This is a genomic window from Sporomusa sp. (assembly GCF_035561255.1).
Lineage (GTDB): Bacteria > Bacillota > Negativicutes > Sporomusales > Sporomusaceae > Sporomusa.
On sequence record NZ_DATMXX010000308.1, the window covers coordinates 1 to 12,738 of the forward strand.

The window sequence follows — 12,738 nt, forward strand, 5'->3', positions numbered from 1 at the left end:
GTAATTAAATAAGCGGATATTGTGAGGGATGAGCATGTAGCTTAGTGTTTCCAGTATCGAAAAGTACAGAAATTGCATAATCGTCAATATGGTTAGCGACGGCAATCAAAAAATTGATACATATTAAAGGTTAAATTTCCATGGATGATCGAGTTGTGATTATGGAAAACTAAAAAAAAAGGAGGTGGATATATGGAAAGAAAAATATCTAAAAGAAAAATGCTTCGCCGCAAATACAAAAATTATGCCGTAGCCTTAGCGGGTGCCGCTCTCTTGACAGGAGCCGGGGCGGCAATTCCGGCTACCACTTTTGCTGCAGCAAATCCTGTCAATATAGACCAACAAAGAGTCGTTGCTTATTATGATACTAGGGTTAATGACAAATCTCACTATGATACTAGGTTTAATGACAAATCGCACTATGATACTCGATACAATAACAGTAACAGAACCAGTAATGCTGGATATGTTACCCGGTACAGCAACGGAATTAGGTTTGACACTCGATTTGGTACTAGATATGATTATAGAAATGGTTGGCATAGGCACGATCATAGCTGGCCGGGTTCAAACGAGAATCAGGCATTATACAAAGATGGCCACATCTATTATCGTTAAATGAATCTTATTATGGATTTGGCAGATATCTAAGCATCCTTTAATTGTTAGAAGAATATTCTCAAATTAGGTTTGAGCAAGAAGGATAATAGCAGGACATGACAAGCGGACGGTGGTAGTGTCGAATTCTTTCAAAAGACACTACCACCGTCTGTTATCAACGAGAATTAACATTTTTCCTAAATCAGCGTTGATTCATATAGAAAAAAGATGCGTAGTTCTTATGCAATCTCATAGCTGGTCAATGTTATTTTGAATGCACCTTCCTTGATCCCCAAGACTCGTTCCAAGAGAGATTCGGCCAGTTTTACCTTGATGGCAATAGCTACAGGCGGTTCTTGAAAAAAAATGGCTTCCCAGATGCAACTTAGTGTACTCCAGAAAAAAGCAATGGTTTCTTGCGGGTATGCCACACACATGGTTTTTTCCTGATTTCCTTGTTGAATTATGTCAGCGATAAGCGGATTAAAGACTTCTTCGACCAGGTTTCTCCAGGCTTTGTAATATAAATTGAGTTGTTCTTCATCCCACAGCCTTTTAAAAAGAATATTAAGCTGAGTAGGAAGAAACAGGCGTGTAATAAATAATTGCAGTTTGGGTAAAGTCGTGAGCTGGCGGCTTTCCAACATGAAGGAAGTGGCCATTTCGGTTGCCCAGCGGGTGCAAATTGCCTCCAGAATGGCTTCTTTGGAAGGGAAATAATGGTAGAAGGTACCTTTTGCGGCGCCGGTTTTTTTTGTAATATCAATGATCATGGTTTTTTGGTAACCGGCAAAACGAAATAGCTCCAGTGCTGCATCCATTAGTTCGGTCCGCCGGACTTCAGCTTCTTTTATGATTCTTGTAATGAAAAGCACCTCCTAATTGGTTATTGTCAAAGCGAACAAAGGCTGTAAGGCTGGTCATTACTTAAAATAATTGACCTGAGTCAATAATAATTATAAAAAAAATTGTTCACATTGTCGAGAAAAATTGGCCAAGCCCCATAAGTTCGATTTTTAATGACCAGGACCTTTCAAATTAAGTAAAACTACGCCGCTGATAATTAAGGCTATCCCGATACCGGTGTAAATGTTGAAAGACTCTTTCCAAATCAAAATGGCGACCAATGTTGTCAAAAGCGTTCCTAATCCCGACCAGATAGCATAAGCGATGTTTAATGGAATAACAGTCATAGTTTGGGCGACTGTATAAAATGAAGTTCCCATTCCTACTATAAAAGCAAGGCTGGGCATAAGCTTAGTAAAACCTGCTGAGGCTTTAAGCATAGACGTTGAAAACACTTCAAAGGCAATTGCTATGCCTAATAAAACATAGGGGTTCACTGAAGTTCCTCCTTAGTTAAAGAAATTAAGTAGTTTAAAACTTTCTCACGAGCATCTTAAGCTTAAGTTTATTCCGTGTAGCTGATTGAAGTACATGCCATCAACCGCAAGTCTGATGACTGTCGAAAGGGTTGGATCAATATGATCGTTCTCAATATGAGCGTGTAATACTTGTAAACACTTTCTCCTTTTCCCATGAATCCTCGTTGGCAGCACATTCCACATCGTTAATATAACCTTGTATTAAATAGTCATCCATTCCGTAAAAATTTCTTGACAATACAGATATTCTTTCTTTAAAATTAAATTGACCCGGGTCAATCTTGGTGGTTTGGGGATGAAGGGGCGCGTAAGAAATTACGCATTTTTTTTACTCCTCAATTGACCCGGGTCAATGATGGGTCGACATATTACACGGGAGGGGGTTAACTTAAGCAAACAGTTGTGTCAATTGGAACAGTCAACTCAAAAAAAGGAGGCAATCAGTTATGCAGAGTGAAATTGCGCAGAGGCTAAAACTCAAGTATTCTCCTGTAGCCATTCTATTTACTAACGAGAAACCTCAAAGTGCTCTGGAATTTACGGAAGGACGCTGGGGGTGTGTTGCAGCCATGCTAACAGCAGCTGCCAAGGGGCGCCGGGTCGTTTTCAGCCGTACTACGTTTGGCTGTGAGGGGGGCGGAATCGGTTTAGGACTAAAAAATCAGTTCTCGGAGGGCTTTGAGTATTTTCTGTCAACAGGAAAAGAGGGATTACCCCCGGTAGACGGAATACCGGAGCCGGAGGCCTTCAAAAAAACACCTGAACTGGCAAAAGACTGGATGGGGTCAGTTCCTCTCGTTAGTATACCGGAGCAATACGTTGTATTTACACCGCTGACAGAGGTTGATGCTGCCAAAGAAGAACCGAAAGTGGTTGTGTTTTATGCCAACCCTGACCAGTTGACTGCGCTTGTTGTTTTAGCCAATTATGGTCGTCCTGGTTATGACAATGTTGTTGCACCCTTTGCGGCAGGCTGTATGAGTGCATGCCTGCTTGCCTGGAATGAGGCATCCAAGGAACGCCCCCGTGCAGTTATTGGGATGTTGGATATATCTGCACGTCCTCATATCGACGCCGATTTGCTATCATTCAGTATGCCGTACGCCATGCTTAGGGAAATGGAAGATAATATACCAGGCAGTTTTCTTGATAAACATGAATGGAATAAAGTAGCTGAACGCATTCAGCGAAAAGGCTGATGGCGGGCCCGCCAATTTCGCGGGCCCTTATTGCTTTCGTGCTGCAGCATGTTGGCTTATTCCAGTAAAATTGAGATGCGGGCTTCGCAATAGAACGGATCGCCGGAGGTTGCGATATCATCAAGGATGCTTTCGATATAACCGTGTCCGGTGAAGGTAAGCCTGTGATCGGCTGCATAGTCTACAAGTTGTTGAAATGCCTGGTTTATCTGTGGCCAGTCCCCCTTATAATAGCCTGCAAGATAACGTCCACCAGGCTTATAGGCACACTTTATTGAGTGGGCTTTTTTTTCATCAACAGGGTAAAAACAGTGGGTAATCTGGTTGAGGAAGTTTTCGTTGAGATTTTTTTGCTGTAAATGTTCTGCCGCCAGCATATAACCGCCTGGGTAGCCGCTGTAGCTGTGGGTATGATAGCAATCATACATAAAATTGGTGAGTACTTTCATCGCTTTTTCAACCGGCATATCGGAAATTGTTTTGCTGACTACTATTGCCTGGGCGTTTAGTTCCAAAATTTCAATTTTAGCAGGATCAATTGTTTGGATTGTTTCCATGATGCTAATTTTATTTTGCACCACTCTTTGCAGCCATAGAAGTTCGGCAAGTTCTTGTTCCAGCATTAGATTTTGTTTATGAAGAAATTCCAGCAAATTTTGCGGGGTGTAGTGTGTCAATTGGTTTTTTATATCTTCCAATGGTACACGGAGCTTGCGCAGCAACTGAATCGCATCAAACAATGTAGTTTGAGCAATTGTATAATAACGGTAGCCATTTTCTTTCACCACAGCCGGTTTAAATAAATCAATGCTGTCATAATACATCAGGGTTCGCTTATTAATACCGTACATAGCGGCAAATTGGCCGGTAGTAAACTGTTTTTGTAAAAACTCATTCATAGTGAAACTTCTCCTCTTGACTATTCAGTTACTGTATACTTTATAATAGCATAATAAAGCAAAAATGGTCAATTCTGGGAGAAGACAGATAAGCTGGTAGAGCGGCACAAACAAGGCTGCTCTTCCTTTATTTAAGCAAACAGGAGGTTGAAAAGCCGTGTTTTCAGTAAAAAGGATGAGAGGCTGCTGGGCAGGAGTGAGTGCGGTGATGATGCTTTTGCTTATTGCCGGTTGTGGCGGTTCGCAGGAGACTGTACAGAAAAAAGCAGTGCCGGTTAAAGCTGTAAAGGTCATCCAGCAGGATATACAGTTACCCAATGAGTATGCGGGTCAGGTGCAGGCGAAAAATGAAGTTAAAATTCAGGCGCGCGTATCAGGTAATATTGTCGAAAAAATGATTGCCGGCGGGGATATGGTTACAGCAGGGCAGCCGTTGTTTCGCATCGACAGCATCCAATATGAAAGCACATTACTTTCTGCTCAGGCGCAGCTGGTACAAGCCGAGGCAAATTGGGTAAACTCACGGATTGATACCGAGCGCTATCAAAATTTGCTGGATGCGGCCGCTATCCCGGAACAGCGTCTGACTACCCAGAAAGCGACCGAGCGCCAGAATGAAGCTGTCATGGCTTCCTACCGTGCCTTGGTAAAAAAGGCGCAGGATGATGTAAACAGTACCCTGGTTGTTTCACCGATCAATGGACGCATTGATGTAAACGATGTCGGTATGGGCACATATGTGCAGGCGGGGAGTACTACGTTAGTCACTGTGAGCGATCTGGACCCGGTATTTGTACAATTTAATATGAGTGAAAATGAATACCTTACCTTGCGGCAGGTTTCACAAAACCATGTTGCCAGCAGCGGCTGGGGCGAAAACGTTACGATTACATTAAGCAATGGTGCAATATATCCGCTGAGTGGGAAAGTAACGCAGGCCGATAAAGGCTTGGCAAACAATAGCGGAACCCTGACATTAAAAGCTTCTTTTGCCAATCCGGATGGAATCTTGATCCCGGGCATGTTTGCCAGGGTGAAAATCGCCGGTATGCCAATAAGAAATGCAGTGCTGGTTCCCCAGCGGGCTGTGCAGCAGATATTGGACAAATCGCTTGTTATGGTTATCAATGCCGACAAGCAAGCTGAGCCACGTCCGGTCATTCTGGGGGAAAAGGTGGGTAGTTACTACCTGGTCAAAGAAGGATTAACAGTGAATGACACAGTTGTTGTTGAAGGACTGACAAAGGTTCAGGAGGGTATGGCGCTTGATGTGACCATCGTCACTCCGGCAGAGTTGGCGTTGACCATTAACTCCTAGGAGGTGGAATAATCATGGCTAGATTTTTTATAGACCGGCCGATTTTTGCAATTGTTATTGCCATTATGATTGTAGTGGCAGGAACGATTGCCGGACTGAATCTCCCCATCGCCCAGTACCCGCAAATCCAGCCGCCAACTGTATCGGTATCGGCAGCGTATATTGGGGCAAACGCCGAGGTGGTCAACCAGACGGTAGCCCAGGTTTTGGAAGAGCAGATAAATGGTGTACAGGGTATGAACTATATGAGTTCAAATTCCGATGACTCAGGTGCCTACAGTCTGGAGGTTGTCTTTGATTTGGGAGTCGATGGTGATATCGCTGCCGTTAAGATACAGAACAGTGTTGCCCAGGCCAATGCCTCTTTGCCGGCCGAGGTAACTGCGGCTGGCATTACCACCAGAAAAGCATCTTCTGACATGGCTATGATGTTAAGCTTCTATTCGCCCAAGGGCACTTATGACAGTACCTTTTTAACTAATTATTTCAATGTTTATTTAAAGGATGCTGTTAAGCGGGTTAATGGTGTCGGTGATGTCATGATGCTGGGGGCGGATTTTTCCCGGCGCATCTGGATTAATCCGGATCGCATGGCAGAACTGGGGTTAACGGTAACTGACGTGATTGAGGCCGTCAAGGAACAGAATGTTCAGGCACCGGCCGGTACAATCGGCGCTATGCCTGTACCCAAAAAACAGGAATTTCAATATACTGCGAGAGTACAGGGGCGTTTAACAAGTATCGCCGATTTTGAAAATATTATCGTGAAGGCCCAGCCCAATGGCTCTTTTGTTTATCTGAAGGATATTGCGCGAATTGAGAATGGCGGGAAAGATTTAAACTATTCCGCAAAACAGGATGGAGCCAATACGCTTGCGGTGGGCATTCAACTGACCAGTGATGCCAATACAATGAATACCATTAAAGGGGTAAAGCAGGCAGTGGCAGCAGCGGCAGCCGATTTTCCACCGGATATGAAATATAGGTCTGTTTTTGATAATACCGATTATATTTCGGAATCCATGACAGAGGTAGTTAAAACATTTCTTGAAGCGATGGCCCTGGTTATGATCATTGTCTTTATTTTTCTGCAAAGCTGGCGGGCAACACTGATCCCGATGCTGGCCGTTCCCGTATCATTAATTGGCACGTTTGGTGCCTTTATGATGCTTGGCTTTACAATCAACACGCTGACACTGTTTGCAATGGTGCTGGCAATCGGCCTGGTTGTGGATGATGCCATCGTCGTTATTGAAGCAGTTGAGCATCACATCCGCTATAATAAACTAACACCGGTGGAGGCCACGAAACGGGCACTGGACGAAGTGTCGGGCCCGGTTATTGCTATTGCTTTTGTGCTGGCCGCCGTATTTGTTCCGGTTGCTTTTATCGGCGGTATGGTGGGCATTCTCTACCGCCAGTTTGCCTTAACGATTGCGGTATCGATGGCTTTATCCGCTTTTGTCGCCTTATCGCTGACCCCGGCGCTGTGCGCCATGTTATTAAAACCCTATGAAGAGCAGGCAAAGGGCAGTATTTTGGGCAATTTGTTTAACAAATTTAATGACTGGTTTGACCGGACTACCAGGGCGTATAGTGAAACAGTGAAATTATTAATCGCCAAAGCAAAATACGGTTGTATTTTCTTGTTAATCATCCTGGTGGGAACGGTGTACTTATACAAAGTTGTCCCGACGACATTTATACCTGATGAAGATCAGGGTTTTTTTGCAACGGTTGTCAATCTGCCGGAGGGTGCAAGTATGAACAGGACACAAGTGGTAACCGACCGGCTGGCTGCAGAAATCAGAGAATTGTCAGGTGTTAATCAGGTCATTTCTGTTGTCGGTTTTGATTTGTTGGGAAATGGTATCAAAGCCAATACGGCAGTTCTGTTTGTTGGCCTCGAATCGTGGAGCAGCCGCAATGGCCCTGCCACTCAGATCGATTCCATTATCGGCCAGGTGCAGGGCAAAGCAGACTTTTTTCCGGAGGCTTCGATTATGGCCTTTAACATGCCGGCGCTGCCAGGTCTGGGTATGGTCGGCGGCCTTACGATGGTACTGCAGGATATGTCCGGTCACAGCAAGGAGGAACTGGATGCGATTACTAAAAAGTTTGTCCTTGCTGCCAATCAGCTGCCGGAAGTGACTGCAGTATATTCTACCTATAAAAGTGATTCTCCCGGCTATGAATTCGAAGTTGACCGGGAAAAAGTAAAAAATCTGGGTATTGCGTTAAACGATGTATTCACGGCTTTGCAAGTCAATTTTGGCGGTACCCAGGTGAATGATTTCAACATGTTTAACCGTACCTATAAAGTGGTTATGCAGGCCGATACGATGTTCCGCAATGAAGCGGACATGACGCGTTTTATCTATGTCCGGTCCGCGAATGGCGCCATGGTTCCGCTGGATACCTTGTTAACACCGAAGCTGACTACAGGGCCGTCCATTATTTCCCGTTTCAATGCTGCGCGCAGCATTCAGATCAACGGCTCCGTCGGCGAAGGCTACAGTTCGGGGCAAGCCATCGCTGCTATGGAGAAACTGGCCAAAGAAACACTGCCTGCCGGTTTTAATGTGGAATGGACCGGGCAAAGCCGGGAGGAAAAGAAGGCAGGCAGCACAACCATGCAGATTCTGGCGCTGGCCCTGGTATTTGTCTTTTTATGCCTGGCGGCGCTGTATGAGAGCTGGAGCGTTCCGTATGCTGTTATGCTTTCGGTGCCAACCGGCATTTTCGGGGCATTATTGTCTCAATATGCTATGAATCTGCAAAACAGTGTCTATATGCAGATTGGGGTGATCATGCTGATCGGTTTAGCCGCCAAGAATGCTATTTTGATCGTGGAATTTGCTAAAGTGAGGGTGGATAAAGGGATGGAACCGGTTAAAGCCGCGATCGAAGCCGCAGCTTTGCGGCTGCGGCCGATTCTAATGACCTCTTTCGCTTTTATTATTGGCTGCCTGCCGCTGGCGCTGGCCAGTGGCGCCGGTGCTGGTGCCAGGCAGGCGATGGGTACTGCGGTTGTTGGCGGGATGACGATCGCTACGGCTTTTGGTATTTTTCTCATCCCGGTATTATTTGTGGTTGTGGAATGGATTGTGGCTAAATTGCCTGGGAAGAAAAAGAAAGCGGCCAACTACTCCAGTTGATATTTTATTCATTTATGCTGAGAACAGCTCACCTGATAACGGTCAGGTGAGTTGTTCTATATCTCGACAATGACAACAATGGGTTTATGTTTTTGTTAATTTTTACGCCACCGGATTTGATCTTTGTACATCGGCTCTAAACCGCATTTGAGGCAAACTGGCTATTGTACAAATCTGCGTAAAAGCTGTTTTGTTTCATCAGTTCGGTATGGGTTCCCTGTTCAATAATCGTGCCGCTTTTCATCACCAGGATATGGTCGGCATCACGGATGGTGGAGAGCCTATGGGCAATAATAAAGCTGGTTCTGCCCTTCATCAGCGTGGCCATCGCTTTTTGAATTTCAAGTTCCGTACGTGTATCTACGTTGGAGGTAGCTTCATCCAATATCAAGATGGCAGGGTCAGCAAGAATGGCTCTGGCAATGGTGAGCAGCTGTCTTTGTCCCTGGGAAATATTGGACGCCTCATCATCCAGGACCGTTTGATAGCCAGCAGGCAGTGTACGGATGAAATGGTCCGCTCTGGCAGCTTTGGCGGCTTGCATCACTTCCAGTTGGGTTGCATTTTCCCGGCTGTAGGCAATGTTTTCCTCAACGGTTCCGCCAAACAGCCAGGTATCCTGCAAGACCATGCCAAGCAGGGAACGAAGCCCGCTTCGGTTCATTTCGGTAATATTCACCCCGTCAATGGTTATTCTTCCGCCTTGCAGTTCATAGAACCGCATCAGAAGATTGATCAGTGTTGTCTTTCCCGCACCGGTGGGGCCGACTATCGCAATTTTATCACCGGCCTTTACCTGGAAGTTAATATCATTCATTAAAATGGCACTGTCATGATACCCGAACCGTACATGCTCAAAGGAAACATTTCCTTTGGGAGAAGCGATTTCACGCGGTTTTTGGGGAGCGGCAACTTCATCCGCCTCATCCAGAAGGGCAAAGACACGTTCGGCCGCCGCAATGGCTCCCTGCATGGAATTAAAAATGTGAGCAATTTGCGTAAGCGGCTCCGAAGCTTGATTTACATATTGAAAAAAAGCCTGGATATTGCCAATGGATATTCTTCCCTGGGTTACCAAAAGTGCTCCCTGCACAGCAATTAAGATATAACCGGTTTGGTTAAACAAACGAATCGCCGGGTCTACCGCATAGGTGATAAATTGCGACTTTCTGCCGGCTTTATAAAGGGCTTGATTGAGCGCTTCCACATTACGAATTGTATCTTGCTCCATATTGAAAGCCTTAATGACATGATTGCCGGTAAAAGCTTCTTCAATCGTTCCGTTCATTTCTCCCAGGGCTTTCTGGTTTTCAGTGTAATAGCGATGCGTTCTTTGCGCGATCAAGGTGGCAGCTGTCATGCTGACAATGATTGTCCCCAGCGCAATAAGGGTCAGCAGCGGGCTGATCACCAGCATCAGCGCAAAGGCACCAATAATGCTTACCGTAGCACTGAAGAACTGCATTAAGCCATCTTCCAGCGTATCGGCAACCTTATCCAGGTCATTGGTTGCCCGGCTTAAGATATCTCCTTTTTTATGCTGGTCATAGTATCGGAGCGGGAGTCGTGCTAATTTTTCACTGACCTTTTCCCGCAAGGCAAGAGCGAGATTTTGTGCAACGCCGGCCATGATGAATTGCTGTACATAGGAGAATACTGCACTAAAAAGATACAGAGTCAGCAGTGTCAGTATAATACTGCCCAGCGTGCTGAAATTAACTTCGAAAGCACGACCGGAAGTAATACCCTCATATATTAGGTTGATCGCCTGACCAATTACCATGGGCGCCGCAAGGGTAAAGGCCGAGCTGAATAGGACACTGACGAAGACCGCGATCAATTTCCATTTCTGTTGGAATAATTGTTTCAGCAGACGAGCCGCAGTACCTTTTGCGTTTTTCGCTTTTTCTGAGGGCCTGTTGTCTGGAGAGTGGAGAACATCGTTTTCAAGGGTATCTCTTTCCATGCTCACGCCAGTTCCTCCTTGCTCAGCTGAGAGTTAGCAATTTGCTGATATACCAAGCAGCTATCCATCAACTCCCGATGGGTACCAATGCCTGCAATGCGTCCGTTATCCAGCACGATAATCTGATCCGCATCCATGATCGTACTGATACGTTGTGCCACCAGAATAACAGCGGCATCACGCGCCTCGTGATGCAAAGCCTCCCGCAGCTTTGCATCTGTTTTAAAATCAAGAGCGGAAAAGCTATCATCAAAGACATAAATACCCGGTTTTTTGACGATTGCCCGGGCAATGGCAAGCCGTTGCTTTTGCCCGCCGGAGAAATTGCTTCCTCCCTGTGAAACAGGAGAGTCGTACTTCTTGGCAAGTCCGCTGATAAAGTGGTCAATTTGTGCAATTTGAGCTGCGTGGCGTAACTCTGCAAGGGCTGCGTTTTTCCTGCCGTGCCGTAGGTTATCGGCGATCGTGCCGCTGAATAAAAATGCTTTTTGCGGGACATAGCCAATTTTATCCCTTAACTCGCTTTGCGATAAATTTCGAATGTCTATCCCATCAATCAGGATGTTTCCGCTCTGTATATCATAAAAGCGGGGAATCAGGCTCGCAACCGTGGATTTTCCCGAACCGGTTCCGCCGATAATCGCTGTTGTCTGCCCTGCGTCAGTAGTGAAGCTGATATCGCTCAGTACGGCTTCTTCAGCGCCAGCATACCGGAAGGTCACATTGCAGAATTCAAGCTTTGTTTTGCGTTCGAACTTCTGACCGATCAGCGGCAGATCAGCAAACTCAGGCTTAAAATCAAGCACCTCATGAATACGTGCGGCACATGCCTGCGCCCGCGGGATAATCATGAATACCATGACGCCCATAATCAGATAGAACAGGATGAGCAGTGAGTATTCCACCAACGCCATGATGTCGCCAATCTGCATCAAACCGGAACTGACCCTTTTCCCGCCAAACCAAATGATGAGCAGCGTACATAGATTCATCATGGTCATGATGACAGGCATCGCCAGGGCGAATATCTTGTTTACCCTGATTGCAGTATCGGCGTAATCAGTGAAGGTCTTATTCATGCGCCGGCGTTCGTAGTCAACTCTGTTGAAAGCCCGGACGACCCTTACACCAATAATATTTTCCCGGAGAACACGGTTGATCTGATCCATTAGAATTTGCAGTGATGCAAACAGAGGCATGGCCTTTTTGCTAACTATGGCTGCAAATATGACTATCAAAGCCATAATCCCAATAATGACAAAAGCCAAAAAACGGTCCTTTGCAAAGGCTAAGAAAAGCGCGGCAACCGTCATGAGCGGTGCGGGGAGCAGCATTCCCATCAGCATGCTAAATGCCTGTTGTATTTGAATAACATCGCTGGTGCTTCTGGTAATCATAGAAGCTGTCCCGAATTGATTAAAATCATTTGCTGAAAAAGACTGGGATTTCTTAAACAGGGCGTTGCGAATATCTCTCTCCAATGCCGCTGAAAGTGATGTGGATAGGTAGGTGGCTGTAATCGCAAGTACTCCTGTTAATGCTGCAACCAGTACCATAAGCACGCCGGTATTCAATATATAATCCATATTACCTGGCACAATACCGTTGTTTACAATACTTGCGGTCAGTGTGGGAATATATAAAGTCCCTAGCACCTGTAAAAACAAAAACAATAGCACTGCAACAACGCTCTTTTTATATGGAGCTATAAATTTAAATAGTTTTACCAAAGTTAAAACCTCCTTCAAGTGGTTTAACTGATCTTTGGCCATGTACCCTACTGACTACCCTGGATGCGGTGCTGGCGGCTTTGCCGGAAGGAGCATGAGAACGCTGACAATGTATCCACGATATTTGGGCGTGATCTATTATTTACAGGTGAGCAACTACTTCGCCATTACGGGGCTTCCGCACTTACCAGCTGTTATTTGGTAACGGCGTTTTCGCATACAGGTTATAATAGCGCTGGTAATCGGCCTGGGCGGTATTGAAATTGGCCTTGCGTGGTTTGTTTTTTATCATTGGTAACATCCTCCGTAATTATTCCAACGCCTGCGCTAAGTGTAAGCTGTATTTGTTGTAGTCACAGCAGACGTTGGTGTAGTTTGAATACTTTCTAATCGACTTGGGTCAGTAAAGAGGCTAAAAAAAGATGCGCAGTTCCTACGCATCCTTTTGGTTGATGTTTTTATGCTGCTCTAAATATCTATAAC

At 45.4% G+C, this 12,738-nt stretch carries 10 protein-coding genes; 4 read left to right on the forward strand and 6 right to left on the reverse strand.

The window, feature by feature from the left end; all coding sequences use genetic code 11:
* Nucleotides 1–192 precede the first annotated feature (192 nt).
* The gene (locus VN379_RS16685; RefSeq protein ID WP_325535873.1) at nucleotides 193–618 is read left to right on the forward strand and encodes a hypothetical protein; all 426 of its coding nucleotides are present in this window, start codon (nucleotides 193–195) and stop codon (nucleotides 616–618) included.
* A 221-nt stretch (nucleotides 619–839) separates the two neighbouring features.
* Here VN379_RS16685 and VN379_RS16690 read toward each other — a convergent pair whose 3' ends face one another.
* The 3 genes from VN379_RS16690 to VN379_RS25180 form a co-directional block, all read right to left on the reverse strand.
* Nucleotides 840–1,421: a TetR/AcrR family transcriptional regulator gene (locus VN379_RS16690; protein ID WP_325535875.1), complete on the reverse strand. Its 582-nt coding sequence runs from the start codon at nucleotides 1,419–1,421 to the stop codon at nucleotides 840–842.
* A gap of 195 nt (nucleotides 1,422–1,616) precedes the next feature.
* The gene (locus VN379_RS16695) at nucleotides 1,617–1,943 is read right to left on the reverse strand and encodes a multidrug efflux SMR transporter (RefSeq protein WP_325535876.1); all 327 of its coding nucleotides are present in this window, start codon (nucleotides 1,941–1,943) and stop codon (nucleotides 1,617–1,619) included.
* 45 nt (nucleotides 1,944–1,988) lie between these two features.
* Nucleotides 1,989–2,168 (reverse strand): hypothetical protein, encoded by a 180-nt coding sequence (locus tag VN379_RS25180; RefSeq protein ID WP_414715009.1) that lies wholly within the window; start codon nucleotides 2,166–2,168, stop codon nucleotides 1,989–1,991.
* Nucleotides 2,169–2,431: 263 nt separating this feature from the next.
* Between VN379_RS25180 and VN379_RS16700 the strand changes: the two genes are divergently transcribed.
* Nucleotides 2,432–3,184 carry a DUF169 domain-containing protein gene (locus tag VN379_RS16700; RefSeq protein ID WP_325535878.1) on the forward strand — a complete coding sequence of 251 codons (753 nt, stop codon included), beginning with the start codon at nucleotides 2,432–2,434 and terminating at the stop codon, nucleotides 3,182–3,184.
* A gap of 56 nt (nucleotides 3,185–3,240) precedes the next feature.
* On the opposite strand, the gene VN379_RS16705 is transcribed toward VN379_RS16700, so the two are convergent.
* Nucleotides 3,241–4,083 (reverse strand): MerR family transcriptional regulator, encoded by an 843-nt coding sequence (locus VN379_RS16705; RefSeq protein ID WP_325535880.1) that lies wholly within the window; start codon nucleotides 4,081–4,083, stop codon nucleotides 3,241–3,243.
* Nucleotides 4,084–4,258: 175 nt separating this feature from the next.
* Between VN379_RS16705 and VN379_RS16710 the strand changes: the two genes are divergently transcribed.
* Nucleotides 4,259–5,401, forward strand: a complete 1,143-nt coding sequence (locus VN379_RS16710) for an efflux RND transporter periplasmic adaptor subunit (protein ID WP_414715010.1) — start codon at nucleotides 4,259–4,261, stop codon at nucleotides 5,399–5,401.
* A gap of 14 nt (nucleotides 5,402–5,415) precedes the next feature.
* A complete protein-coding gene (locus tag VN379_RS16715; RefSeq protein WP_325535883.1) occupies nucleotides 5,416–8,559 on the forward strand; it encodes a multidrug efflux RND transporter permease subunit in 3,144 nt (1,047 codons plus the stop codon).
* A gap of 136 nt (nucleotides 8,560–8,695) precedes the next feature.
* Here the strand turns inward: VN379_RS16715 and VN379_RS16720 are convergent, their stop codons facing one another.
* Both VN379_RS16720 and VN379_RS16725 read right to left on the reverse strand, forming a co-directional pair.
* A complete protein-coding gene (locus tag VN379_RS16720) occupies nucleotides 8,696–10,525 on the reverse strand; it encodes an ABC transporter ATP-binding protein (protein WP_325535887.1) in 1,830 nt (609 codons plus the stop codon).
* 2 nt (nucleotides 10,526–10,527) lie between these two features.
* Nucleotides 10,528–12,255, reverse strand: a complete 1,728-nt coding sequence (locus tag VN379_RS16725; protein ID WP_325535885.1) for an ABC transporter ATP-binding protein — start codon at nucleotides 12,253–12,255, stop codon at nucleotides 10,528–10,530.
* Nucleotides 12,256–12,738 lie beyond the last annotated feature (483 nt).

Excerpts from the sequence above, each read along its gene's own strand:
- VN379_RS16690 (WP_325535875.1), bottom strand. The coding sequence starts at position 1,421 with ATGGATGCAGCACTGGAGCTATTTCGTTTTGCCGGTTACCAAAAAACC.
- VN379_RS16710 (WP_414715010.1), top strand. The coding sequence starts at position 4,259 with ATGAGAGGCTGCTGGGCAGGAGTGAGTGCGGTGATGATGCTTTTGCTT.
- VN379_RS16705 (WP_325535880.1), bottom strand. The coding sequence starts at position 4,083 with ATGAATGAGTTTTTACAAAAACAGTTTACTACCGGCCAATTTGCCGCT.
- VN379_RS16700 (WP_325535878.1), top strand. The coding sequence starts at position 2,432 with ATGCAGAGTGAAATTGCGCAGAGGCTAAAACTCAAGTATTCTCCTGTA.
- VN379_RS16720 (WP_325535887.1), bottom strand. The coding sequence starts at position 10,525 with ATGGAAAGAGATACCCTTGAAAACGATGTTCTCCACTCTCCAGACAAC.
- VN379_RS25180 (WP_414715009.1), bottom strand. The coding sequence starts at position 2,168 with ATGTGGAATGTGCTGCCAACGAGGATTCATGGGAAAAGGAGAAAGTGT.
- VN379_RS16685 (WP_325535873.1), top strand. The coding sequence starts at position 193 with ATGGAAAGAAAAATATCTAAAAGAAAAATGCTTCGCCGCAAATACAAA.
- VN379_RS16715 (WP_325535883.1), top strand. The coding sequence starts at position 5,416 with ATGGCTAGATTTTTTATAGACCGGCCGATTTTTGCAATTGTTATTGCC.